The sequence below is a fragment of the Epilithonimonas sp. genome, assembly GCF_032055105.1.
Lineage (GTDB): Bacteria > Bacteroidota > Bacteroidia > Flavobacteriales > Weeksellaceae > Epilithonimonas.
In genome coordinates, this window is record NZ_DAMBRK010000013.1 from 72,165 (window position 1) to 97,670 (window position 25,506).

The 25,506-nt window shown below is 34.3% G+C and carries 30 protein-coding genes; 13 read left to right on the plus strand and 17 right to left on the minus strand.

The features are described from left to right. Positions 1 to 223 precede the first annotated feature (223 nt). Positions 224 to 1,582: a hemolysin family protein gene (locus tag RTY06_RS11775; protein ID WP_312825090.1), complete on the plus strand. Its 1,359-nt coding sequence runs from the start codon at positions 224 to 226 to the stop codon at positions 1,580 to 1,582. Then, positions 1,582 to 1,884, plus strand: coding sequence for an ATP-dependent Clp protease adaptor ClpS (locus RTY06_RS11780; protein WP_312825092.1), 303 nt, complete (start codon positions 1,582 to 1,584; stop codon positions 1,882 to 1,884). The genes RTY06_RS11775 and RTY06_RS11780 overlap by 1 nt, the downstream gene beginning before the upstream one ends. A gap of 34 nt (positions 1,885 to 1,918) precedes the next feature. On the opposite strand, the gene RTY06_RS11785 is transcribed toward RTY06_RS11780, so the two are convergent. After that, complete coding sequence (locus RTY06_RS11785) at positions 1,919 to 3,193, minus strand: SOS mutagenesis and repair protein UmuC (protein ID WP_312825094.1); 1,275 nt, start codon at positions 3,191 to 3,193, stop codon at positions 1,919 to 1,921. Between the two features lie 88 nt (positions 3,194 to 3,281). Here RTY06_RS11785 and RTY06_RS11790 point away from each other — a divergent pair, with 88 nt between their 5' ends. Both RTY06_RS11790 and RTY06_RS11795 read left to right on the plus strand, forming a co-directional pair. Then, entirely contained in the window at positions 3,282 to 4,058 is a 777-nt protein-coding gene (locus RTY06_RS11790) for an XRE family transcriptional regulator (protein WP_312825096.1), read from the plus strand. A gap of 22 nt (positions 4,059 to 4,080) precedes the next feature. Beyond that, the gene (locus RTY06_RS11795) at positions 4,081 to 4,689 is read left to right on the plus strand and encodes an alpha-ketoglutarate-dependent dioxygenase AlkB family protein (RefSeq protein WP_312825098.1); all 609 of its coding nucleotides are present in this window, start codon (positions 4,081 to 4,083) and stop codon (positions 4,687 to 4,689) included. 46 nt (positions 4,690 to 4,735) lie between these two features. On the opposite strand, the gene RTY06_RS11800 is transcribed toward RTY06_RS11795, so the two are convergent. From RTY06_RS11800 to RTY06_RS11830, 7 genes are all read right to left on the minus strand, one after another. Continuing rightward, on the minus strand, positions 4,736 to 5,998 hold the full coding sequence (locus RTY06_RS11800; protein ID WP_312825100.1) for a M20/M25/M40 family metallo-hydrolase: 1,263 nt from the start codon (positions 5,996 to 5,998) through the stop codon (positions 4,736 to 4,738). Between the two features lie 116 nt (positions 5,999 to 6,114). Next, the gene (locus tag RTY06_RS11805) at positions 6,115 to 7,299 is read right to left on the minus strand and encodes a M28 family peptidase (protein ID WP_312825102.1); all 1,185 of its coding nucleotides are present in this window, start codon (positions 7,297 to 7,299) and stop codon (positions 6,115 to 6,117) included. Between the two features lie 78 nt (positions 7,300 to 7,377). Then, a complete protein-coding gene (gene rplT / locus RTY06_RS11810) occupies positions 7,378 to 7,722 on the minus strand; it encodes a 50S ribosomal protein L20 (RefSeq protein WP_074233035.1) in 345 nt (114 codons plus the stop codon). 121 nt (positions 7,723 to 7,843) lie between these two features. Further along, positions 7,844 to 8,041, minus strand: coding sequence for a 50S ribosomal protein L35 (gene rpmI / locus RTY06_RS11815; RefSeq protein ID WP_027384637.1), 198 nt, complete (start codon positions 8,039 to 8,041; stop codon positions 7,844 to 7,846). Between the two features lie 177 nt (positions 8,042 to 8,218). Next, on the minus strand, positions 8,219 to 8,749 hold the full coding sequence (infC, locus tag RTY06_RS11820) for a translation initiation factor IF-3 (protein WP_312825103.1): 531 nt from the start codon (positions 8,747 to 8,749) through the stop codon (positions 8,219 to 8,221). Between the two features lie 74 nt (positions 8,750 to 8,823). After that, a complete protein-coding gene (gene thrS, locus RTY06_RS11825; RefSeq protein WP_312825104.1) occupies positions 8,824 to 10,764 on the minus strand; it encodes a threonine--tRNA ligase in 1,941 nt (646 codons plus the stop codon). A 57-nt stretch (positions 10,765 to 10,821) separates the two neighbouring features. Further along, the gene (locus RTY06_RS11830) at positions 10,822 to 12,357 is read right to left on the minus strand and encodes a hypothetical protein (protein WP_312825105.1); all 1,536 of its coding nucleotides are present in this window, start codon (positions 12,355 to 12,357) and stop codon (positions 10,822 to 10,824) included. Between the two features lie 148 nt (positions 12,358 to 12,505). Between RTY06_RS11830 and RTY06_RS11835 the strand changes: the two genes are divergently transcribed. The 5 genes from RTY06_RS11835 to leuB are packed head-to-tail and all read left to right on the plus strand — an operon-like array spanning position 12,506 to position 17,508. Next, entirely contained in the window at positions 12,506 to 13,669 is a 1,164-nt protein-coding gene (locus tag RTY06_RS11835) for a 2-isopropylmalate synthase (protein ID WP_312825106.1), read from the plus strand. A 7-nt stretch (positions 13,670 to 13,676) separates the two neighbouring features. Further along, entirely contained in the window at positions 13,677 to 15,062 is a 1,386-nt protein-coding gene (leuC, locus tag RTY06_RS11840; protein WP_312825107.1) for a 3-isopropylmalate dehydratase large subunit, read from the plus strand. Between the two features lies 1 nt (position 15,063). Then, positions 15,064 to 15,750, plus strand: coding sequence for a class I SAM-dependent methyltransferase (locus RTY06_RS11845; protein ID WP_312825109.1), 687 nt, complete (start codon positions 15,064 to 15,066; stop codon positions 15,748 to 15,750). A 47-nt stretch (positions 15,751 to 15,797) separates the two neighbouring features. Continuing rightward, entirely contained in the window at positions 15,798 to 16,403 is a 606-nt protein-coding gene (gene leuD / locus RTY06_RS11850) for a 3-isopropylmalate dehydratase small subunit (RefSeq protein ID WP_312825111.1), read from the plus strand. Further along, the gene (gene leuB, locus RTY06_RS11855) at positions 16,387 to 17,508 is read left to right on the plus strand and encodes a 3-isopropylmalate dehydrogenase (protein WP_312825113.1); all 1,122 of its coding nucleotides are present in this window, start codon (positions 16,387 to 16,389) and stop codon (positions 17,506 to 17,508) included. Before leuD ends, leuB begins: the two co-directional genes overlap by 17 nt. A gap of 97 nt (positions 17,509 to 17,605) precedes the next feature. On the opposite strand, the gene RTY06_RS11860 is transcribed toward leuB, so the two are convergent. From RTY06_RS11860 to RTY06_RS11895, 8 genes are all read right to left on the minus strand, one after another. Beyond that, positions 17,606 to 18,103, minus strand: a complete 498-nt coding sequence (locus RTY06_RS11860; protein ID WP_312825115.1) for a hypothetical protein — start codon at positions 18,101 to 18,103, stop codon at positions 17,606 to 17,608. 159 nt (positions 18,104 to 18,262) lie between these two features. Next, complete coding sequence (locus RTY06_RS11865; RefSeq protein ID WP_312825117.1) at positions 18,263 to 18,766, minus strand: hypothetical protein; 504 nt, start codon at positions 18,764 to 18,766, stop codon at positions 18,263 to 18,265. Positions 18,767 to 18,988: 222 nt separating this feature from the next. Then, positions 18,989 to 19,168: a hypothetical protein gene (locus RTY06_RS11870; protein ID WP_312825118.1), complete on the minus strand. Its 180-nt coding sequence runs from the start codon at positions 19,166 to 19,168 to the stop codon at positions 18,989 to 18,991. A gap of 12 nt (positions 19,169 to 19,180) precedes the next feature. Continuing rightward, positions 19,181 to 19,792, minus strand: coding sequence for a DUF4230 domain-containing protein (locus RTY06_RS11875; protein WP_312825119.1), 612 nt, complete (start codon positions 19,790 to 19,792; stop codon positions 19,181 to 19,183). A gap of 164 nt (positions 19,793 to 19,956) precedes the next feature. After that, entirely contained in the window at positions 19,957 to 20,502 is a 546-nt protein-coding gene (locus RTY06_RS11880; RefSeq protein ID WP_312825120.1) for a thioredoxin family protein, read from the minus strand. 11 nt (positions 20,503 to 20,513) lie between these two features. Continuing rightward, complete coding sequence (locus RTY06_RS11885) at positions 20,514 to 20,978, minus strand: nucleoside triphosphate pyrophosphohydrolase family protein (RefSeq protein ID WP_312825121.1); 465 nt, start codon at positions 20,976 to 20,978, stop codon at positions 20,514 to 20,516. Positions 20,979 to 21,041: 63 nt separating this feature from the next. Then, positions 21,042 to 21,482 (minus strand): hypothetical protein, encoded by a 441-nt coding sequence (locus tag RTY06_RS11890; protein ID WP_312825122.1) that lies wholly within the window; start codon positions 21,480 to 21,482, stop codon positions 21,042 to 21,044. Positions 21,483 to 21,526: 44 nt separating this feature from the next. Then, on the minus strand, positions 21,527 to 22,666 hold the full coding sequence (locus RTY06_RS11895; protein WP_409450853.1) for an acyl-CoA dehydrogenase family protein: 1,140 nt from the start codon (positions 22,664 to 22,666) through the stop codon (positions 21,527 to 21,529). A 205-nt stretch (positions 22,667 to 22,871) separates the two neighbouring features. Here RTY06_RS11895 and RTY06_RS11900 point away from each other — a divergent pair, with 205 nt between their 5' ends. The 4 genes from RTY06_RS11900 to RTY06_RS11915 all read left to right on the plus strand — a co-directional run bounded on the left by RTY06_RS11900 (position 22,872) and on the right by RTY06_RS11915 (position 24,731). Next, positions 22,872 to 23,387, plus strand: coding sequence for a ribonuclease domain-containing protein (locus RTY06_RS11900; RefSeq protein WP_312825123.1), 516 nt, complete (start codon positions 22,872 to 22,874; stop codon positions 23,385 to 23,387). Positions 23,388 to 23,395: 8 nt separating this feature from the next. After that, entirely contained in the window at positions 23,396 to 23,683 is a 288-nt protein-coding gene (locus RTY06_RS11905; protein WP_312825124.1) for a barstar family protein, read from the plus strand. Continuing rightward, on the plus strand, positions 23,673 to 24,125 hold the full coding sequence (locus tag RTY06_RS11910) for a GNAT family N-acetyltransferase (protein ID WP_312825125.1): 453 nt from the start codon (positions 23,673 to 23,675) through the stop codon (positions 24,123 to 24,125). Before RTY06_RS11905 ends, RTY06_RS11910 begins: the two co-directional genes overlap by 11 nt. Before the next feature lie 102 nt (positions 24,126 to 24,227). After that, complete coding sequence (locus tag RTY06_RS11915; RefSeq protein ID WP_312825128.1) at positions 24,228 to 24,731, plus strand: DinB family protein; 504 nt, start codon at positions 24,228 to 24,230, stop codon at positions 24,729 to 24,731. A gap of 169 nt (positions 24,732 to 24,900) precedes the next feature. Here RTY06_RS11915 and RTY06_RS11920 read toward each other — a convergent pair whose 3' ends face one another. Continuing rightward, a complete protein-coding gene (locus RTY06_RS11920; protein WP_312825130.1) occupies positions 24,901 to 25,488 on the minus strand; it encodes a hypothetical protein in 588 nt (195 codons plus the stop codon). Positions 25,489 to 25,506 lie beyond the last annotated feature (18 nt).

The following is a 25,506-nucleotide window of genomic DNA, read 5'->3' on the forward strand; positions in this document are numbered from 1 at the left end:
AAGCATTGGAGGTCAAACTTCAGTGCTTTTTATTATTTTGGGCAGCTTAATCCGCCTTCCGCTCCCAATATTTTCACTCCACTGCGTTGCGTAAAAAGGATTTCCGCTCAAGTCGGGCTGCGAGTATTCAGCGTTTCAGTCATTTTCTCAGACTTAATACACATTACAAATTCAAATTAAAAAAAATATCTATCTTTGCAGATATTGTATATAAACACATTAAATGGACCCCGATAGTTTAGTCAAACTTCTCATTGCATTATTTTTAGTTCTTCTGAATGGCTTTTTCGTAGCCGCCGAATTCTCAATCGTCAAAGTACGATACTCCCAAATTCAGCTAAAAGCCGCCGAGGGAAACACAATGGCTAAACAAGCCGAAAACATTATCAAAAATCTTGACGCTTACTTGTCAGCAACTCAGTTAGGAATTACCCTGGCATCATTAGCACTAGGTTGGGTTGGAGAAAGCGCTTTACATCATATCATAGAATCTATTTTCCATTCATTGAATATAGAACTAGCTCAAACAACAGTAACCACAATCTCTGTAGTTTGTAGTTTCTTATTGATTACTGTGATGCATATTGTTTTTGGAGAGTTAGTTCCAAAGTCGATTGCTATTAGAAAGTCTGAAGCTACAACACTTTTCATTGCTTATCCGTTGCATTTATTTTACAATGTTTTCCGTCCATTCATTTGGTTAATGAATTCATTGTCTAACGGATTTTTGAGAGTGATTAAAATTCATCCAGCTTCGGAACACGATATTCACTCTACAGAAGAACTTCAGTTGTTGGTGAAACAATCTGCTGACAGCGGAGAAATTGAAGAGGAAAATTACGAAATCATAAAAAATGCATTTGATTTTACAGACCACAATGCAAAGCAAATTATGATTCCGAGACAAAATATCTCTTCTATCGATATCGAAGATAGCACGGAAGAAATTATTTCTCAGATAATGGACAGCGGCTATTCTCGTATTCCTGTTTATGAAGGTTCTATTGATAATATTGTAGGTATTTTCTATACCAAAGAAATCATCAGAGAATACATCAAAAGCAAAGGCGAATTGACTCACGAAGATTTGAAAGGGCTTATGAGAGAAGCTTTTTTTGTTGTTGGAAGTAAGAAGATTTCTGATTTGTTGAAGGTATTCCAATTCAAGAAACAACATATGGCAATTGTCATTGATGAATTTGGTGGAACCGAAGGTATCATTACGCTGGAAGATATTTTGGAAGAGTTGGTTGGAGAAATCCAAGATGAGGAAGATGATGAAGAGAAAATCGTTGATAAAGTAGGAGAGAATACTTATTGGATTCAGGCTACACAACCTTTGGACGAAATCAACGAACAATTACCAAGAAAAATTCCGCTTTCTGAAGAAGGAGAATATAACACGTTAGCAGGTTTTATCTTGAATGAATTGCAAGATATTCCTGAAGAAAATCAAGAATTCGATTATGACGCTTATCATTTTAAGATTCTTAAAATGCAGAATAAAAGTGTGGAATTGGTGGAATTGTTCTACAACAAATCCTTAATTGAAGATATTACAGACGAAATTACAGAAGCTTAATGAAAATCTATAATAATAAATCTTACGACCAGCCAAAACGCCAGTACGAGGAAGAAGTATTGGTGATGGAAGAAGAGGATGAAGTATATAAAATAGTGCTTCATAATGACGATGTCAACACATTCGATTTTGTGATAGAATGTTTGATTGAGATTTGTGAACATACTTTGGAACAAGCGGAACAATGTACAATTCTAGTTCATTACAAAGGAAAATGTACCGTTAAAACAGGCGCATTAGAAAAACTTAAACCTATGAATCAGGCGTTGCTTGACAGAGGTTTGAGTTCAGAAATAGTATAAAATAAAAACTACCAATTTTGGTAGTTTTTTGTTTTTAATGAAATCTATAATTGGCTTCGGGCAAGATATTATTCTTCAGAAATTCCTCATATTCTGGCGAAAGTGTTGCTCTTCCATAAGTGTTTTTTCCAGACATTGTGCCCAGACGAATTTTGTCTTTTCCATATTTTGAATTAAGCTTGTCAATCGCTTTCATAATCGGAATATGTTTAGAATCGATGTCTTCTTCAAAAAGGTTAATCAATCTTTCGTTATCTGGAACAAAACTCGAAACCATAACACCGGCTTTTTTATAATAAAATCCTTCTTTGAAAATCGCTTCAAAAATCGAATTAGCATATTTCGCCAAAACAATAGACGAACTGCTTGGATTCGGCAAAACAATAGAAAATCCATCTTTATATTCGCCCAATTCTTTTCGGAATCGGTTGGTTTGAATAAAAACGCTGATGACTTTACAGCAAGAATTTTGCTTCCTCAATTTCTCCGCACAATAGATGGCAAAAGTTTCAATTCGTTCTGCGATTTCTTCTTTTTCGGTAATCATTTTCATAAAACTTCTACTCACAACAATCGATTTTTTTGCAGACGGAGAATCGAGTTCTAGTTGAGGAATCCCTTTCAGTTCATTGATCATTCTAATACCTTGGATTCCCATTATTTTCCGGATCCACATTTCAGGTTTATCGAATAAATCCCAAGCTTTATAAACGCCGTGGTCCATCATTTTTACGGCAGTTCTTCTACCAATTCCCCAAACATCACCGATGTCCAAATTTTTTAATGCAGATTCTATTTTTTCTTTTGAATCCATAATGTAAACGCCATCGGAATATTTTTCGGTGTCTTTTTTTACTATATGATTGGCAATTTTACAAAGCGTTTTAGTTGGAGCTAAACCGATACTGACAGGAAGCTTGAGTTCGTCTTTAATCTGTTTTCTGATTTGACAACAATATTGATTCAAATCAAAATATTTGAAACCGTGGAAGTCAAGAAATAATTCGTCGATGCTATAAATTTCATAATCTAAAACAAAGCTTTTTGCCATTTCCATTACTTGCTGACTATAGTAATTATAAAGCTCAAATTTTGCAGAAAATGCCTTGACATTATGTTGTACAAAAAAATCTTTGTATTTGAAAGCGGGAGCTCCCATTGGAATTCCAAGAGCCTTAGCTTCGTTGCTTCTGGAAACCACGCATCCATCATTATTAGACAAAACAACCACAGGCTGATTCTCCAGCGTAGAATCCAGAGTTCTTTCGCAGGAAACAAAAAAGTTGTTACAGTCTAGGAGTGCGTACATATCAAAAATAATGGATTGAATTTCTTAATGTCAAAATTAGTTACATTTTAAAACATTATTATTATATTTGTTGTTATAAATTATAACAATGTCTATTTTTTCAGATAACATCAGGTTTTTGAGAGCTAAGAAAATGACAACTCAACAAGAGCTGGCGGACACATTAATTATCACAAGGTCGAGATACGTTTCCTATGAAGATGGACGTTCCGAACCTCCGTATGATGTTCTCATTACAATGTCTAAGTTTTTTCATATCAGTATTGATTTGCTTTTAACAGTGGACATCAGAAAATATCCTCTGGAAGAAATGATGAATCTGCCGGATAACAGAATTGTACTTCCCATTATGGTTGATGAATCAGGAAATAACAGCATCGAAATTATTCCTCAAAAAGCTTCGATGGGTTATTTGTCAGGTTACAGTGACCCAGAATATATAGAAAGTCTTCAGAGAATTTCTTTGCCCTTTTTGACTAATGGAAAATACAGAGCTTTTCCTGCACAAGGCGATTCTATGCCACCTTTCAAAGATGGTTCGTTTATTATTGGGAAATATGTTGAAGATATTGAGGATTTGAAAATTAATAAAAGCTACATTTTCGTGACTTTGAATGATGGGATTTCTTACAAACGATTCAAAGGTCAAAAGAAAAAATCTATAGAAGTTTCGGCAGACAATACTTTTTATAAACCTTATGAAATTCCGTTAAGTGAGATTGTGGAAATCTGGCAATATGCATCGGGAATTTTTCCTGAGGATTTTGAACCCGATAATTTTGATAATTACAATCTCAAAGATATGTTTTTGGAAATTAGAAGAGATATCAAAGAATTGGACAACAAAGTTTCAAATGCAAAATAATTTTAGAACATATAGCACAAATATGCAACTCAGTTTGTTTGATGCAGGCGAATATTATCAGTTTCCTAGTGAGTTATTAGATTACACAGAACATTTTTTGTCAGAGGAAAGAGCCACAGAAATCGAAAAAAATCTTATAAAAAATGTGCCTTGGAAACAAAGTACACAGAAATTATTTGATAAAGAAGTTCTGACGCCACGTTTGACAGCTTGGTATGGTGATGATGAAAAATCTTATCATTTAGGTGGGAATGAATTCAGTGTGAATGCTTGGACGCCTGAACTTCTGGGCTTGAAATATAAAATTCAAAAGCTGACAGGACATCAATTTAATTCTGTTTTGCTCAATTTTTATAGAGATGGTAATGATTCGGTCGCTTGGCATCGCGATAAAGAAAGTGAATTAGGCAATCGTCCTGTGATTGCGTCAGTTAGTTTTGGGGAAGTAAGGAATTTCGATTTTAGGAAAAAAGATAATCATCAGAATAAATATTCTTTGCCACTTCAACACGGTTCTTTGCTTATTATGAAAGGTGATTTGCAAACCCATTGGGAACATCGTATCGCCAAATCTACCAGACCAATGAAACCTCGAATTAATTTGACGTTTCGCCAAATCCGTGAATTGTAAATATAAAAAAAAACCGATTGAATTATCAATCGGTTTTTTCATTTGGTTAGAATTTTACTGTGAAGACTTTTTCTTCTCCGTTACGTTTTACGGTTACAGGATGTTCTTCTCCAGAATTCATTTTTGCCAGACAATCCATATAAGAATAGACTTCTTTCACCTCGCAAGTTCCGATTTTTGTGAGAATATCACCTTGTAGGATTCCAGCATTGGCTGCTGGTCTATTATCTATTACACCATCGATTCCCATTCCGTCTTTGGTGTCTGCGTAATTTGGCATAATTCCTAGACTTACTTTGTATTTTGGGACAGATTTGGTTGCGGCAACTTTGGTTTTGGTGAAAGGAATTTCTTTCTCATTCCCTAAAGCATTCGCTAAATTGAAAACATAATTAGTGATAGTTTTTTGTCCAGGATAATTAATTTTTTCAGCATCATCAGTTGGTTTATGATAATCTGTATGAGTTCCTGTAAATAAAAACAAAACCGGGATATCTTTCAAATAAAATGAAGTATGATCGCTTGGTCCAACACCAGATTCATCAAGAGATAAGTTAATACTTTCTGGTTTATATTTTTTCACCAAGTCAGGAAGAATAGGAGAGGTTCCAACACCACCAACTGTTAGATTGTTATCTTTATTCAGGCGTCCAACCATATCCATATTAATCATAAAAATGATATTTGGATAGTTGGTTTTGATGGTTTCTGCTAATTTTTTAGAACCCATTAATCCATCTTCTTCGCCTGAGAACAAAGCGAAAATATAATTGACGTTTTCCTTGGTTTTATTTTGCGAAAATAGACGTGCTAATTCCAGAACAGCTGCAGTTCCAGATGCGTTATCATCAGCACCATTATGGATTTGTCCTTGTGAGTTTGCTAATGTCGAATTATGGTGTTCGTTAAGTCCAAGATGATCGTAATGTGCGCCAATTACAATTGTTTTCTCCGCTTTGTTGTCTAGAACGGCGATTACGTTTTTTCCTTTTACTGTTGTAGATGTTTTATCATCGTGTGGATTTAGTTTGACACTATATTCAAAATTTTGGATGAATTCTTTTCCTTCATAAGGTTTTAATCCTAATTTTTTGAACTCTGCTGAAAGATATTTAGCAGCCTTTGTTTCGCCTTCAGAACCTGTCAGTCTTCCTTGTAATTCATCGGAAGCCAAATAATAAATATGTCTCTTTAAGTTATCTTCGTTGGCTTGTTCTGGATTAATTTTCTCCTGAGCAAAATATAATGTAGAAATTCCTAATAATGAAAGTGTTGATACTTGTTTTAGTTTGGTTATTGATAAAAACATCTTGTCTAATTTTTATTAAGAACAAATCTAATATTTTTGGACGATTTCTTATCCCAATATTTATAATAAAAAAAGCCCGAGATATTTCTTAGGATTAATATTTGAAAGCATTTTAATTATTCAATAATAATTTTCTTAGTGATCTTTTTGTTTTCAATGGTTATAGTTCCAATGTAAACGCCAGGTTTCAGTTGAGAAATATTTATTTGATGACTATTGTCTTTACTAGTCAAAATTTGAGTTCCATTCATATCAGTCATTTCAAACGTAAAATTCTTAACTGAGTTATCAATTTTTAAATTCAAAATATTCTTAGCGGGATTTGGATAAAACTCTACAGATTCCAATTTTTTTGATATTGACGAATCTTCTACAACCAAAGTCGTAGTAGAAGCTACTGCAAAATGCTGTATTGAACCAACCGCGGATTTGCCAACATTCAAAACGTAAACAGGATCCATATTGACTAAAAGATCATTGGATGTATGAACGTAAGGATTGTTGTAACCGCCTTCATATTCCCAATAACCTGTAATGATTTCCCCGTTCTGCTGAAAAGGAACATAGTCTGTACTTTCTGCCGGGTCAAAATCTACTGCTAATGGAGAATATAATAAAGTACAATTAGCCAATTCCTGAACGGCAATTGCTGCGGCTGCATTATTACTTGATGGATTACTTTGATCTTTGTCGTGATAAAGTTTTGTATTCGCTTTTGTTGCTAAACCGCCAACTTGGTCTAGATTTACAACCACTTTTATATCCATTTTTGGACTCGTTCCATTCACAATTTGGGAAACATATCTGGAGCTTCCCAAAAGCCCTTGCTCTTCACCAGAAAAATGAATAAACTTGATAGAATACTCAGTTGGGACATCTTTCAGAATTCTGGCTAATTCTAAAATGATAGATGTTCCACTTCCGTTGTCATTAGTTCCAGGACCATTAATTGAATCAAAATGTCCACAAACAATTACAAATTTGTTGGGATAAAGAGTTCCCGTTTTGGTAACGATAAGGTTTTTAGAAGAATAGCCACTTGCTGTCCAAGAATGCTCAAAAAAATCTGCTGTTGTATAACCTAAAGCTGTGTATTTGGTTTTTAACCAATTGAACGCATTAGTATTTTGAGTCGTTCCGGTTCTTTTTACTCCGAGAGCCTCAAATTCTTGCAAATAAGTATTGATATTAGTTTGAGAAATCTGATTAGCCCTGTCTTTATATGCTTGTATGAAAGTTTGTGCTTTGGAAATCTGAACAGATGCGATTAATATAAAAGAGAAAATAGTTCTTTTTATCATTATTGGAAATTTGTTGACAAAAATAAAAAAATCCTGAGATATTTCTCAGGATTTGATATTGATAACAAAGATTTGTAATTATTTTACTTGATCTACAACAGCTTTGAAAGCTTCTGGATGATTCATTGCAAGGTCTGCAAGAACTTTTCTGTTAAGCTCGATGTTGTTTTTCTTAAGAGCTCCCATAAACTGAGAGTAAGATAATCCGTGCTCTCTAGCTCCCGCGTTGATACGAGTTACCCAAAGGCTTCTGAAGTTTCTTTTCTTCTCTTTTCTACCACGGTAAGCATATTGCATTGCTTTTTCTACCGCGTTTTTAGCTACAGTCCAAACGTTCTTTCTTCTACCGAAAAAACCTTTAGCTTGCTTAAGTACTTTTTTTCTGCGCGCTCTAGACGCTACAGCGTTTACTGATCTTGGCATAATGTTAATTGTTTTTTTGAAATGTGCGGTAACTATTTCATTACTCTTAGTGGCTCCATTTCAGGGTTAAATTCTTGAATTTGTTTTGAATTCTTATAAACCGAATATAGATTTATAAAAACTACTTAATTGCTAATTGTCTCAAAACACTCTTAGTGTCCACAGCAGCAACGTAAGAAGTTTGCGTTAGATTTCTCTTTTGCTTAGTTTCTTTCTTTGTCAAGATGTGGCTTTTGAAAGCATTCTTTCTTTTGATCTTACCTGTTCCAGTAAGAGCAAAACGCTTTTTAGCACCTGATTTCGTTTTTAATTTTGGCATTGTTCTGCTTTTTATAGTTTGTTATCAATATTCTTTTTCTGATTCCTAATATAATTAGGAATAATAGTTTGCAAAATTACAAAAAAATTCTGAAACCATAACTTTAATAATTATGGAACAAATGAAAAACCTCAAAAATTAATTCGAGGTTTTCTATATCATTGAATTTTATCAATATTATTTTGCAGGCTTCTTAGGGCTCATCATCATAATCATTCTTTTTCCTTCAAGCTTTGGAAGCTGATCTACTTTTCCAACATGTTCCAATTCTTGAGCTAATTTCAAAAGAAGAATCTCTCCTTGATCCTTGAAGATGATAGAACGTCCTTTGAAGAAAACATATGTCTTCAGCTTAGAACCTTCCTCCAAGAATTTTTCAGCGTGCTTTTTCTTGAATTCATAATCGTGATCATCAGTCTGAGGACCAAATCTGATTTCTTTTACAACTACTTTTACTTGCTTCGCTTTTAATTCCTTCGTCTTTTTCTTTTGCTCGTACAAGAATTTTTTATAATCCAATATACGGGAAATGTACGGTTCTGCTTTATCAGAAATAACCACAAGATCCAATTCTTGTTCTCTTGCTATTTCTAAAGCTTTTGCTAATGGATAAACTCCTGGTTCAACGTTTTCTCCCACAAGACGTACTTCTCTTGCACGGATTTTATCGTTGATTTGATGAAGGTCTTCTTGGACTGGACGTCTCATCGGACCTCTGCTGTTGTTTCTTTTTAGTGCTATGGTTTTAAAATTTTAAAATTAATATTCTTTATAAGGTTTTGTTAGTTTGAGCCTAATTCAAATGCTGGTTTTGCCTGCTCTTTGAAATAGGTGATGAATGCATCAATCGTCATTTCTCCCAAATCTCCTTCGCCTCTTCTTCTTACAGAAATCGTACCGTTATTTTCCTCATTTTCACCTACAATAAGCATAAATGGAAGTTTTTTTAATTCGGCATCACGGATTTTTTTACCTGTTTTCTCGTTTCTGTCGTCAATCAATCCGCAAATATCGTGAATTTCCAATGATTCTGAAACTTTTTTTGCATAATCTGCATACTTTTCACTGATAGGCAAAATCGTAAACTGCTCAGGGCTTAACCAAAGTGGGAAATCTCCCGCAGTATTTTCAATCAGAATCGCAATGAATCTTTCCATAGAACCAAACGGCGCTCTATGAATCATCACTGGTCTGTGTTTCTCATTATCATTTCCGTTATACCAAAGGTCAAATCTTTCAGGTAAGTTGTAATCTACTTGGATTGTTCCAAGCTGCCAACTTCTTCCCAAAGCATCTTTTACCATAAAGTCAAGCTTCGGACCGTAGAAAGCGGCTTCACCGTATTCAGTTACAGTTTTAAGACCTTTAGCTTTAGCTGCAGTTACGATGGCGTTTTCTGCTTTTTCCCAGTTCTCATCCGAACCGATATATTTTTCTTTGTTTTCTGGGTCTCTTAATGAAATTTGAGCCGTAAAATCAGCAAATCCAAGGGAACCAAAAACATACAATACAAGGTCGATAACTTTTTCGAATTCCTGCAATAATTGGTCAGGCGTACAGAAAAGGTGAGCATCATCCTGAGTAAACCCACGAACTCTTGTCAAGCCGTGTAATTCTCCGGACTGCTCATATCTGTAAACTGTTCCAAACTCTGCGTAACGTTTTGGCAAATCTTTATAAGACCATTGCTGCGCTTTATAAATCTCGCAGTGGTGCGGACAGTTCATTGGTTTTAATAAAAACTCTTCACCTTCATTCGGAGTTTTGATTGGCTGGAAGCTGTCTTCACCATATTTTTCCCAATGTCCAGAAGTGATATATAATTCTTTTGCTCCAATATGGGGAGAAATCACGAATTCATAACCTTGTTTTTTCTGAGCTCGAGAAAGGAATTCTTCTAATTTTTTTCTAAGTGCTGCACCTTTTGGTAACCAAAGTGGAAGACCTTGACCAACTTTTTCTGAGAACGCAAAAATTCCTAATTCTTTTCCTAGTTTTCTGTGGTCTCTTCTTTTAGCTTCTTCTAGTCTTTCAAGATATTCGGTTAACTCTTTTTGCTTAGGGAAAGAGATTCCATAAACTCTTGTCAACTGAGGATTTTTCTCATCACCTCTCCAATAAGCTCCAGCTGCATTTAAGATTTTTACAGCTTTCACAATTCCTGTGGAAGGGATGTGTCCGCCTCTACAAAGGTCTGTGAAGTTATCGTGCGTTACGAAAGTGATTTCACCATCAGGCAGATTTTCAATCAATTCAGTTTTGAAAGGGTTGTCTGCATATTCTTTTAAAGCATCGGCTTTTGAAACTTCTCTAAGGTTGAAAGTAGAATTTTTCTTAGCGTTTTCTAAGATTTTCTTTTCCAGTTTTTCGAAGTCCTTTTCAGACAATGGCTCTCCTCCGAAATCTACATCGTAATAAAATCCGTTGGCGATTGCAGGCCCGATTGTCAGCTTTGCGTCAGGATAAAATTCCATAATTGCCTGAGCTAACAAGTGAGCAGAGGAATGCCAGAATGCTTTTTTACCCATATCGTCATTCCACGTCAAAAGCTGCACTGTAGAATCCTCCGTTATCGTGGTTTCTACTTCTGTCTGTTTTCCGTTAACGATTGCAGAAATGGTATTTCTTGCCAAACCGTCACTTATACTTTGCGCAACTTGTAGTGGAGTAACTGCTCCTTCATATTCTCTGATGCTGCCATCAGGAAGTGTAATTTTTAGCATTATGACTGAAATTTTTTAAGATGCAAAAATAGTGATTTTTTTAAAGAAAATTAATATTTATTTGGTCTTAACTTTCTCTTTTATAATCTCAATAACATCTACATTTCTCACTTTCGATATTATCCATCCGTGGATATCGATGTACATCAGCGTTCTTTTGTCGTATCGGTTTTTTTCGGATTCTTCCAGTTGTGTTTCGAATTCTTTGAAAGCCAACATCTGTTCAGTCGAATTTTTATCACTGATTTGCTTGAAAAAATTCACAATATTGAAATGTAAATCCGAAGGGTTTTTCATCTTTTTAGCAAACTTCAACGTGTTTTTTACAAAGTCATCATAATCGTCATCAAAACCAGCTTCGAATTTTGCCATCAAAATCAAAATTCTAGTATGGAAAAGCAAATCCTCCTGAATATTCCCTTTTGAATTAATGATTTTCAAACCGTATTTTATGGTGTTCTGATAGTTTTTACTTCCAAAATACATCGATGCAATTTTCAGATAAAGGATTAATAAATGATGTTCATCTACTTTATCACGGAATTTTTCCATTTTCAATTCCAATTCGGGAATCAATTTTGTGCCTTTGAAAAAATCTCCTTTGATGAAATAGAGATTCATCAAAGTATTATAATAATTAAGGAAAATCAAGGATTGAGAGTTCTCATTATGAACAAAAATCTCAGATTTCACCACATTATTGAATTTCTCAAAACTCTTCTCAATTCCTCTGATACTTCCATAGATAAACAAAATCTTGAACAGATAAGTATTCCCTTTGATGTACCAAACAGGATGACTTTTTATCATTTCAGGATTCTGATGAAACAATTCTACCCATTGATAAGCATATTTCAAAGTGTATTTATAATCCTGTAAAAGCTGATTTTTCCAAACGTGCGCTTTGTAATACCAAAGTTTTTCTGTGAAATTCAGTTTATTAAGGTCAATTTTTGTGACTTTTTTATCAAAGAAATCAATGGTTTTTTCTCGGTCTTCATCATTTTTGATGTAACCGTGCGTCAGCATTTCGCTGTATAATTTCAAAGACAAATTAGATAGTCTGGTTGCATATCTGTTTTGCTGACTTATTTCGCTGGATTGTCGGATAAGTTCGTCCGCTCGTCCATCGATGCTTCGTGTAATGAATTGAGATTCAATTACTTTTTCAAGTTCTATGATTTCGGAAGCGATTGTTTTTTCATCCAATTCTAAAGCCGATTGTTTAGCTTTATCCAAGATTTTCAAGGCTTGTTTGTGTAAACCTTTTTGATAAAGAATATTTGCAAAATCAAGCTGTTCCCGAAGTTGCATTCTATTATTCTGATGACTTGGATTGAGTCTCAGACTTACTAAAATCTGCTTGTAAAGATGCGCTTTTAGATTCGAAAGCTGTTGTTTCGAGGATATTTTTTTCTCAAGAATGATTTCCTCATTGTATTCTTTCATTTTGTCCAATTCAGAAAAAAGCAGAAGAAATTTTGCATCGACATTAATTCCGAGACGATTGACATAGAGCTTAAATTGTCGCTTTTCCGAGGTCGAAAGTGACTTAATAAGGACAAATAAAAAATCTTTCTGTAATTCTGACATTGTAAAAATTAAATATTTAAATACTTGATAATTAATTTTTTATAAATTATTTTGAGCAAATCGAATATTGTATTTTTTGAAGTGTTTCCGTAATAAACAATAAATCAAATTCTACTTTTGAACATCAAAATTAGATAAAAACTCTATTATGAATCCTGAAAAAATTGAAATTTTTGATACGACACTGAGAGATGGGGAACAAGTCCCGGGATGTAAACTGAATACGGAACAAAAATTAGTTATCGCAGAGAAACTCGATTTTTTAGGTGTTGATATTATAGAAGCAGGTTTTCCGATTTCCAGTCCCGGCGATTTTCAGTCGGTTCAAGAGATTTCAAAAATCGTGAAAAATGCCAAAGTCTGCGGATTGACGAGAGCGAATAAAAAAGATATTGAAGTTGCAGCGGAAGCGTTGAAATTTGCGAAACGACCAAGAATCCATACAGGAATCGGGACTTCGGATTCTCATATCAGATTCAAATTTAATTCTACAAGAGAAGAGGTTTTGGAACGTGCTGTTGAAGCCGTAAAATATGCCAGAAATTTTGTAGATGATGTTGAGTTCTATGCAGAAGATGCAGGAAGAACCGACAATGATTTCTTGGCAAAAGTTTGTGAGGAAGTTATCAAAGCAGGAGCAACGGTTCTTAATATTCCTGATACGACAGGTTATTGTCTGCCAGAAGAATATGGAAGAAAAATCAAATATCTGAGAGATAATGTAAAAGATATTGATAAAGCGATTTTATCTTGCCATTGTCACAACGATTTGGGAATGGCAACTGCTAATTCTATTTCCGGAATTATCAACGGAGCTAGACAAATCGAATGTACTATCAACGGACTTGGCGAACGTGCCGGAAATACCGCTTTGGAAGAAGTAGTGATGATTGTCAAACAGCATCCTGACCTTAATTTCTTCACTGATATCAATTCCAAAATGTTGAACGAAATGAGTTATCTCGTTTCAGACTTGATGGGAATGCCGGTTCAACCGAACAAAGCAATTGTTGGCGCGAATGCATTTGCTCACAGTTCAGGAATTCATCAAGATGGTGTCATCAAAAACAGAGAAACTTACGAAATCATCGACCCAAGAGAAGTTGGAATCAACGAGTCTTCTATTGTCTTGACGGCTAGAAGCGGACGTTCGGCTTTAGCTTATCGATTCAAAAATATTGGTTTTGATGTGACAAAAGTGGAGTTAGACTTTTTGTATCAGGAGTTTTTGAAAATTGCCGACACCAAAAAAGAAGTTAATAATGATGATTTAAGCTATATGATGAAATCATTTAATCAAAAAATTGGATAGAAATAAAATGAGCCAAAATAAAACATTATTTGATAAAGTTTGGGATGCACACGTTGTAGAAACCGTTCCGGATGGACCTCAGGTGATTTATATAGACAAACATTTGATTCACGAAGTGACCAGTCCGCAGGCTTTTGCTGAATTGGAAGCGAGAGGTTTAGAAATCTTTCGCCCGAATCAGATTGTTGCAACAGCAGACCATAACGTTCCGACTTTGGGACAAGAACTGCCTATAAAAGACGAATTATCCAGAACTCAAGTTCAGCAATTGACAGAAAATTGCGAGAAAAATAATATCGAATTATATGGACTTGGGCATCAATATCAAGGAATTGTTCACATTATCGCACCAGAATTGGGAGTCACTCAGCCGGGAATGAGCATTGTTTGTGGTGACAGCCATACTTCCACGCACGGTGCTTTTGGTTCTATAGCTTTTGGAATTGGGACAAGTCAGGTTGCGCAGGTTTTTGCAAGCCAATGTTTGTTGATGAATAAGCCAAAATCTATGCGTGTTTCCGTAAAAGGAAAACTGAATAAAGATGTTCAGGCAAAAGACGTGATTCTTTACATTATTTCAAAAACGGGAACCGATGCAGGAACCGGATATTTCTGTGAATATGCAGGAAATGTCTTTGAAGAAATGTCGATGGAAGGAAGAATGACAATCTGTAATATGAGCATCGAAATGGGAGCTAGAGGCGGAATGATAGCGCCGGACGAAACTACTTTCAATTATATCAAAGACAGAACCTTTGCGCCAAAAGGAGAGGAGTGGACAGAGAAAGTAGCGTATTGGAAAACTTTAAAGTCGGATTCTGATGCCGTTTTTGATAAAGAATTCGAATTCTCAGCAGAAGATATCAGACCAATGATAACTTACGGAACCAATCCGGGAATGGGAATTTCCATCGATTCTAAAATTCCGAACGCTCAAAATGAATCTGAAGAAAAGGCCCTAAAATATATGGGATTGAACGCTGGACAATCAACTTCAGAAATTAAGGTCAATTACGTTTTTATAGGAAGTTGTACCAATGCGAGAATCGAGGATTTCCGTTCTGCCGCAGATTATGTCAAAGGAAAGCAAAAGGCTGAAAATATTGTGGCTTGGCTGGTTCCGGGTTCACAGCAAGTGGCAAAACAAATTTATGATGAAGGATTGGATAAAGTATTTAATGATGCAGGTTTTCAAATCCGTCAGCCGGGATGTTCGGCTTGTTTGGCAATGAATGAAGATAAGATCCCAGAAGGTGAATATTGCGTTTCCACTTCCAACAGGAATTTCGAAGGTCGACAAGGGCAAGGTGCAAGAACACTTTTAGCAAGTCCGTTAACTGCGGCGAAAGTAGCAGTGGAAGGTAGAATCCCTGTTTTTGAAAATTTGAATTAAAATGTCAACCATAGAATCTATTAAGTCAAAATTCAATGCGGTATCAGAAAAATATGATAAGCAAAGAAAAGAACTGATACCTTGTTTTGATGATTTTTATAAAATACCAGTCGAATTATCGAATCAAATAAAAATCGTTGATAGCATATTAGATATAGGAGCTGGCACAGGTTTGATGAGTGCTTTTTTTCTTGAGAAATATAATGAAGCCGATTTTACACTGGTAGATATTTCAGAAGAAATGCTTAAAAAAGCTAAGGAAAGATTTTCAGGATTTTCAAATTTTGAATTTCTTATTCAGGACTTGGAAGATTTAGCTTTAGAAAAAAACAAATTTGATTTGGTGATTTCCGGTTTAGCAATTCATCATTTGGATGATGAAGCCAAAAAGCAGCTTTTCAAAACAATCTATAACCTTTTGAAAGATGGTGGATTATTTATCAACGCAGATCAGGTTTTGGGTGAAAATGATTTTTCGGAAACACTTTACACTTCTAGTTGGAGAGAGAAAGTTACAGCGAATAAAACTTTGACATCAGAAGAAAAAGAAGCAACATTTGAAAGAATTAAATTGGATAAGATGAGTCCGCTTAAGGAGCAGCTAAAATGGTTGGAAGATGTAGGGTTTAAAAATGTTGCAAACTTATATCAATACTATAATTTTGTTGTTTATAACGCGAAAAAATAAATGCAGAAAAACATCTATTTGATGATTACTTTTTAAAAGAATAAAAGATGCAAAAATTAGTTTTAATCAATTCTCAGGCTGTACCATTGCCGAGTGAAAATATAGATACAGACCAGATTATCCCTGCACGTTTTCTGAAAAGCATTAGCAAAGAAGGTTTCGGAGAAAATCTTTTCAGAGATTGGCGATATAATGTTCATACTAATGAACCAAACGCTGATTTCGTTCTGAATAATTCTAAATATTCCGGAGAAATCTTGGTAGCAGGAAATAATTTTGGATGTGGAAGCAGTAGAGAACACGCAGCTTGGGCGTTGACAGATTACGGTTTTAAGGTTGTAGTTTCAAGTTACTTTGCGGATATTTTCAAAGGAAATGCACTTAACAACGGACTTCTTCCTGTGAAAGTTTCTGAGGAATATCTTAAAGATTTAATAGAAACTATTACTCAAAATCCGTCAACTCAAATTACTGTGGATGTTGAAAATCAGACTATTTCTTTTGATGGAAAAACAGAAAATTTCGAGCTGGATTCTTACAAAAAAATATGCCTGATGAACGGCTACGACGATATTGATTTCTTAACAAGTAAAAAAGATGCTATAAAAGCATTTGAACAAAAAGCACAAAAAGTATATGAGCAAGAATTATAAAATTGCCGTTTTACCGGGAGATGGAATCGGTCCGGAAGTTACCAATGAAAGTGTAAAAATATTAAAAGTAATTGCTTCGGTTTTTAACTATAATTTCCAATTCAATTATGGAGTTATGGGAGCGGAAGCTATTTATCAGACAGGAAATCCTCTGCCTGATGAAACTTTGGAATTATGCAAAAATTCTGATGCTGTTTTGTTTGGAGCAATTGGTGACCCAGCATTTGACAATAATCCTGATGCAAAAGTTCGTCCGGAGCAAGGTTTGTTGAAATTGAGAAAAGAATTAGGATTGTTTGCGAACATCAGACCGATAAAAACTTACGCTTCTTTGATTAAAAAAAGTCCGTTGAAAAAAGAAATCGTAGATGGAACGGATATTCAAATCTATCGTGAGTTGATTAGCGGAATTTATTTTGGAGAAAAATTCACAGAAGAAAATGGAGATTACGCTTACGATCTTTGCAAATATTCAAAAGAAGAAATCATTGGAATTACACATTTGGCATTCCAAGATGCGCAGAAAAGAAAGAAAAAACTAACATTGATTGACAAAGCTAATGTTCTAGATACATCCAGACTTTGGAGAAAAATTGTGAAAGAAATCGCTGTGGAATATCCAGATGTTGCCTTAGATTTTATGTTTGTTGACAATGCAGCAATGCAGATGATTCTTAATCCAAAACAGTTTGATGTGATTCTTACAGAGAATATGTTTGGTGATATTATTTCAGACGAAGCCAGTGTAATTGGTGGTTCTATCGGATTGTTGCCATCAGCTTCTATTGGTGAAGATAATGGACTTTTTGAACCAATTCACGGTTCTTATCCTCAAGCCAAAGGAAAAGGAATTGCAAATCCGATTGCTTCAATCTTGAGTGCTGCGATGTTGTTGGATTACCTTCAATTAAATGTCGCTGCAGAGAAATTGCGTCAAAGTGTAGAACACGCCATCGAAAGCAAATTTGTAACCGTTGATTTGAATGCTGAACAAAATTACTCAACTTCAGAAGTTGGAGATTTCATCGCAGATTATATCAGTTTCTCGGAGAAATCTTATTATAATTACGAAAATATCCAATTGGGAAAATCCACAATTGTATAAATATTAATATGAAACCAATAAAAAAGAACCGAAGAAATTCGGTTCTTTTTTTGCTATTTATAAAAATTACTCCCTTCAGGGTTGGGGAAATAATTTTTTAATCTTTATTTCCCAAAGAATCCATTTCATCTACCATTCCTTCTTGTATAGTTGTCGTCGCTTTTCTGTCATCTGTGAAATACAAATCATTTTTAGCCTTGGCAATGATTCTTGCTTTTTTTGATTCGGAAATGGGATATTCTGTATGAGTATTTGGATGTTTTCCAGCCAAGTAACCTCTGGTTTTTTCTTCCACATCTATTGCGCCATTATTGTCTAGGATTGCTTTTGCTGCATTGGCATCTTCTTCGGTTTCTGTGTAAACTGTAATCGTATTGCTGTCGATACTCGCATATTCGTAACGGTCTTTCTCGACAACATCTCTATCAAATAACCAGTCAAAAAAACTTGGCTTCTTCTCAGTATCAACTTTTTCCAGCGCTTCGACTTCGGATTTCGAAATCGTATATTCGTACAAACCAGCGTCTTCCAGTTTTGTAATCACATCTCTGCTTTCTGTTTCATTGGGGAAAATCCCTATAATCGTGTAAGACATAATAATATTTTTTTGGTGTTAAACATATTTGTCATTTGTTAAACAAAAATTGTGGCAGAAAGCAGAAATTCATTATTATTTAACAAATTTTAAGGTTTTGGGCACCTTTATCCGTCCTCAGTTGTCGCTTTGTCACTGTCTTAGGTGCTCTTAATCATTTTACTTGAATTTTGTAAATACCAATCCATCGATTTCATCAGATATTCTTTTTTCATGATGAGAGTGTGGTTTTCTATTGTTTGTAAAGAATAGATTGTTCTTAGCTTTTGCAATGATTTTGGCATTTATACTTTCAGAATTCGAATAATTCTGTAACGTTTCGGAATGATTTTCAAACATATAGTCTCTAGTTTTTTCTTCTACATTCACTGCGCCATTGTTGTCTAGGATATCTTTCACGATGTGAGCGTCTTGTTTTGTTTTCAGATGTACGGTAATCGTGTTGTGGTCGATACTTGCGTATTCGAAACGGGCAATGTCGAGATGATTATCATCGAATAACCAATTCCAAAACCCATTTTTCTTCTCAATGGCTGCATTTTGTGAAATTTCCTCGTCAGAATGAGAAAGAATGTAGTCATTGTAACCTGCGTTTTCCAATTTTAAAAGGACTTTATCAGCTTCCATCTGATTCGGAAAAAGTCCTACTACAATATAAGACATAGCTGTAATGTTTTTAAGTGAAACGGAATTTAAAGAACACAGCGAAATCAAATTGTTAACGTTTGATTTTCAGTATTAAATATACATTAATTTCTTAAACAAAATCAATTTTACTAAACTTTTTATGGTTTTTGGATTAATCAGATGTTTTATTTTGATAATTTTCAATAAAAAATCCTTTCAAAATTTTGAAAGGATTGATGAATTATTTTAATAAATAAATTACTTTTCTGTATTCTCGGTTTTTCCGTCTTTATTGATTTTGGAACTTTTGTCAATATCTTTTTTATTAATATCAGGCGGATTCTTTTTATCAGAAGCAGCAGGAATATTTTTAAAATCTTCGGTCTGCTTTTTATTTTCAGAATTGTTACTGTTTTCGGTTTTTTTATCAGGATTCATAACGATGATTTTTTATAATTCGGTGGAAGGAAACGTATTCGTTTTGTCTTCTATCGAATAATGCAAGGCTTTTGCCAAAACAAAAATTTCGTTAAGATTTTCTTTCAGTTGTTTTTTACTTTGCTGTTTCAAGTTTTCCTGATTCACACTTTTTGCCATATTTTTCTTGGCAGATTCCATAATGCTGTTGATATCACTTTGTTTGAATCTATTCACCGCATAATCATCCATAAAATGAATTTTCACATCCGGAAAAATCTTGATTTCAGGTTGAGGTAATTCATTAATAATAACTTTTTTGCTAACTGTATCCACATCGATTTTCATTCTTTTCAAGTCGTAAGAAACCTGAGCTTTTGCAGTTGTATAGAGAACCATCTCTCTTGGTAAAATATCGAATCCTGCAACTGTCGCCGCAGAACTTTTATGAGTTTGGAAACTTGAAAAATCCTGTTCCAAAACTACCATTTTATTCATTTTTTGGATTTGATTCGTAATCAGGTAATAATCTTGATTTACGAGTGCGCCTTCATCTTTTTTGTTGCAACTTCTCCACGACAGAAAAACGAAAACCGTTAAAATGATTCCGAAAATAAATGAAAGTAGTCCTGTGTATTTATTCATTGATTTAGAATTTATCAGCAATGTTTAATTAATAAAAAATATAAAACCACATAGGCATATAGAAAAAATAATTCTAAAGAAAGATTAAAAAGAAATAAAATACTATTTAATCTTTTAGCTATGAGTCTATGTGGTAAAAAAAAATATTTTTGAATAATTTAGTTTTATTTAAACAAGCCTGAATTATTATCTTTTTCCAGAATGTTAAGCAAATCTCTTTCCAAATATCCGGTTTCTGGCATTTCCGTGATTCTTCCGATCTCTTTTCCAAATCTTTTAACGATGATGGTAGGGACTTTTGTAATGTTGTACAATCCTTCTTCTCCGGCTGGTGATTCTTTTTTCCTGTTAACAGCTATGATTTGCATTTTGTTGGGATTGTACTTCAATTTGTCCAAGATTTTTATCAGTCTAGGGAATTCTCTGTGGCTGTCTTCACACCAGCTTCCAACAAAAACGACCAAACTATAAGATTTGAGTTTTTCTTTTTTTAGTTCAGCTAAATTTGTTTCGTCAATTTGATAACGATTGTACTCTTCATCAAACCAAGTTTTGAAAGGTTCTTTTCTGAATTGATCTAGCGTCTGAGTTCCAAGCAACATTTTACCGTCATTCTTGGATTCTACTTCACGATTCACGATTACCCTTTCCGCACAAGAATTGAATAATGTTAAAATCATAACTCCTAAAACAATCGAAATTTTTTTCATCTTGAGTTTTTTTATTTTAATAATGAAGCGATGTCTGCTGCAGAATAATATTTGTTTTTCAAAACCTTATTATCCGCAACTCTATGAACATTGTATTTGTCGCCCGACTTTTCGTAATAAGCATCGGTTCCTTTGTCTTTGTAGAATTCTACAGTTTCCTGAGCCTGAACTTCATTATCACAAGCTTTTGACATATTAGAACGCTGAACTTCATTGAATAATTTCACGAATTTTTCTCCCAAACCAAACTCCAAAACAGCACCGCTCAAAACATACTGCAAATCGCAAAGTGCATCCGCAACTTCTACCAAATCATTATCTTCAATTGCTTTTTTTAGCTCATCTAATTCTTCTTGTAAAAGACTAACTCTCAAAGCTGCACGTTCTTTTGAAGGAATCTGAGGCGTGTCAAGAATTGGAGCGTTGAAGGTTTTGTGAAATTCGGCTACCTGATTCAGGCTATCTAATTTTTCCATTATTTTTCTAAAATTTTAACAAATATAAAAAATGCCGTCCAAGGAGACAGCATTTATAAATTTTTATTTTTTGTATAATTCGTTACTTAATTTGGGGTAATTTTTTGAAAGAGTGGTATCATCCATTTTTTCGTCATCATTATTATCCCCATACTCAAAACCCATTTCTAATAAAGAATTAATCTCTTGTTTTTGATTGTAATTCAAATGTTGAGACATCTTTATAAAATCATTTTCACCAATCTTGTTTAAAGTTTGTGACAAAACAGAACCTAAATCATAACAACCAGCGCCGCCACCACAATCAAAAGTCGAAATTTTAATTAATCCGCTCGGTTTCTTATTTAAGATTTCGTTGATTATTTCTTTCAATTCATTATTTTTTGTTGTTGTTTGATTTTCATACAAATCAGTACCAATATGGATTCCTCTATATTCATTTTGATTACAAGAATTTAAAGTTATACAAATTAGAATAACAGTATATTTCAAAAATTTAGTCATTTTTTTAAAGCTTTTGTGCCTTTTGTGGTTTATTAAAACATATGTTAATCACAAATATCTCTTCCGATAACCAACCTTTGGATTTCAGAAGTTCCTTCTCCAATTGTACAAAGCTTAGAATCTCTGTAAAATTTTTCAGCAGGGAAATCTTTTGTGTAACCATAACCTCCGAAAATTTGCAAAGCATTATTTGAAATTCTAACACAAGCTTCAGAAGCATACAATTTTGCCATTGCACCTTCGCGGGTCATTTTTTGTTTTGCATTTTTCAGGTCAGATGCTCTTCTGATTAACAATTCTGACGCATCAATTTCTGTTGCCATATCAGCTAACATAAAATTAACGGCCTGAAAACTTGAAATTGCTTTTCCGAACTGATGTCTTTCCTGAGCATATTTAAGAGCGGCTTTGTAAGCACCTCTCGCAATTCCCAAACTCAATGCAGCAATAGAAATACGACCGCCGTCCAGAATTTTCATTGCTTGTTTGAAACCGCTTCCAACTTCTCCCAATCTGTGAGAATCCGGAACGCGTACATTATCGAAAATCAATTCTGCTGTTTCGGAAGCACGCATTCCTAATTTATTTTCTTTTTTTCCAGAAGTGAAACCAGCCATTCCTTTTTCCAAAACAAAAGCTGTGGAATTATTTTTTGCGCCTTTTTCTCCTGTTCTTGTCATTACCACTGCAATGTCTCCGGAAATAGCGTGAGTAATAAAGTTTTTTGCACCGTTGATAATCCAATCATCACCGTCTTTTACAGCAGTTGTGGACATTCCGCCTGAGTCCGAACCTGTGTTATGTTCAGTCAATCCCCAAGCTCCAATTACTTTTCCGGAAGCTAATTGAGGCAGCCATTTTCTTCTCTGTTCTTCGTTTCCGAATTCATAAATGTGATTCGTGCAAAGTGAATTGTGCGCAGCAACAGATAGTCCAATAGAAGGATCAACCTGAGAAATTTCATCCAAAATGGTCACATATTCCTGATAACCAAGCCCGGAACCGCCATATTCTTCAGGGATTACAATTCCCATAAAGCCTAGTTCTCCCAATTGATGAAACAATTCTATAGGAAAAGTCTGGCTCTCGTCCCAATCCATAATGTTTGGGCGAATATTTTTTTCAGCGAAATCTTTGGCCGTTTCGGCTATCATTTTTAAGTTGTCCATAGTTGGGTTTTCCATATTTTTATCTTTGTGCCCAAATATAGAAAAATTAGGCTAAGCACAATTTTTTTTTAAAGTTTGTTTTTTCTTCTTTAAGAATCGAGGTTTTCATTATTTTAGCATAGAAATTTTTCACAATGAAATCGCCATAATTTGGAAAAAAAAACACCGATGAAGGTACCGCGATAACATACGACAAATAAAAAACAATAAATATCTACATATGAATCCAAAACTGAAAACCCTGTTTTTCTTTCTCATCGGAGCATTTGCCGGAATCTCGGTAATGTATTTGATTTCGAATTATAGAATCGAAAGGAAGTCTGATGATGGAAGTCTGAAGACAGAAGTTGGAAGTCCAATATCCGAAGCTAAACAAAGTTCGATTTTGGAAAATTCTTCTGATGGTAATTCGATTGATGAATTAACGAAAGATGAAAAAGTGATTGCGTATGTAAAATCTAATCATCAATTACCAGATTTTTATATCACAAAATCCGAAGCTAAAAGCAAAGGCTGGATTCCGTCCAAAGGAAATCTATGTGATGTTTTAAAAGGGAAAGCAATTGGTGGAGATAAATTCAGTAATCGTGAAAAACAATTGCCAAAAGGCGAACAATATTACGAAGCTGACGTCAATTATAATTGTGGAAACCGAAATGCAGACCGAATTGTTTTTACTAAAAATGGCGACGTTTGGTTAACGAAGAATCATTATAAATCGTTTGAAAAACAATAATTAGAAAAATGAAAGAAATATATATCGATTTCGTCAACATTGGCGATTACGAAGATTTTTATGAACAACTGAAATCAAAATTGGAATTGCCTGAACATTTCGGAGATAATCTGGATGCACTTTCGGATGTGATTTCCGGAGAATTGGAAATGCCACTTCATATCGAATTTGTGAATATGAGTGTTGACCAATTGGAGCTTTTCGAAGACCTTTTGACAACTTTGGAAGACTTGGAAGATGAAGTGGAAGAATTTAGTTTTAGTTATTATCTTGAACAATACGAAGATGAAGAATAATATCAGAAAAGCGACTCAGGAAGATTTAGTGCAATTGTCGCAATTGTTTGATGAATACAGGATGTTCTATCACAAAACATCAGATTTGTCAGGAGCACAACAATTTTTATCAGAAAGATTGGAAAAAAAAGATTCTGAAATATTTGTTGCAGAAGATGTAGAGAAATTGGTTGGATTTGTTCAATTATATCCATTGTTTTCATCAACAAGAATGAAGCGTTATTGGTTGCTGAATGACTTATATGTAAATTCAAATTCTCGCGGAAAAGGTTTTTCTAAAGCTTTGATTGAGGAAGCAAAAGAACTTTGCAGAACATCCAATTCTTGTGGAATGTATCTGGAAACAAGTAAAGAAAATATGATTGGAAATCAGTTATATCCAAGTGTGGGTTTCAAAAAATATGATGAAGTGAATTTCTATGAATGGGAAGTTGGTAATTAATTATGAATGATAAATTATAAATGATTATTGATTTTATTCATATTGAAAGGGCTTCGAGAGCCTTAGCCTGACAACAGACAACAATCAACCAACAACTAAACTATGACAGAATTCGAAAAATATATACAACGTTATCTTGATTTGGTTCCTTCAGAAAACTGGATTGAAGAGATGAAAATAGCTTCAGACGCAACTTTAGAAATCTATGAATCACTTTCTGAAGAACAAGGAAATTATGCTTACGCAGAAGGGAAATGGAGTTTGAAAACACTCTTACAACATTTGATAGATACGGAAAAAGTATTTGCTTATCGAGCTTTGAGATTTTCCAGAAAAGACCAGTCTCTAGTTTCGGGATTTGATGAAGAAGCTTGGGCAGATAATTCTTACGCGGATAGTAGAACTTTGAAAAGTCTGATTAAAGAATTCAAATTAACCAGAAAATTATCCATTAAATTCTTTAAAAATCTTCCCGAGGAAGCGCTTCAATTAATTGGAATCGTGAACGGAAATAATATCAAAGTAGAAACAATCGGGAAATTAACCGTTGGTCACAATATTCACCATTTGAATATTATTAAGGAGAGATATTTACCGAATCTTTGAGTTTGGGAGTCGGAGAGTTTTAGAATTTTAGCGTTGCTTTTGCATTCGGGTTGGTTTCGGAGTACAAAATTTCAATTTATTACTAAATTCAATAGAAGGGCAGAGCTTCAAATTTGTACTTTAGCCACCTGATGCAAAACCTGTATTATGTGGCGTTTTGTTTTTTTTATTACCATTCGTCAAACTCGTGAAATTTAAAATCTTTTTCATTTATTGATTTTTCATACTCTAACGCTTCTTTGTGTGCTTTTTCCACTATGTTTTTGTTCTCATACCAAATGTCGTCTGCAGGATAACAACAAACACCGTTTGTTAACTCTGTCAATATAGCACTTGTCATAGAAGCTAAACGAAGCTCAAATGTGTCACTTGAATGCCAAACAAAAGTTACAACTTTATTACAGTCTTTAAGTCGCTTTTCAATTTCAGGTTTTACAAATTCAACGTCTTGTTGTTTCTTTCCGAGTAGTTTGTCAAAAAATGAAGGTTTTAGCTTTAAGTTGTCTTTGGTCTTCTGCAAATCAAAGTCGTCAATATAAATTTCAAAACCACTTTTCAAGTCCTTGTTCTTTAATTTTTCGAAGTAAGGATTTTTTAATCGGAATTTGAAAGACACAAACCCAGTGTCGTTTTCTTGGTCAAGTTTAAAGTCAGGATGAACTTCAGCGACAATATCAAAGTCGTTAAGCCGTTTTGCAATTTTCGGAACTAAGTCAGCCGAAATATTTTTGCAATATACGTTAATGTCTAAACTCATTTTCTGTCTGTTGTTTTT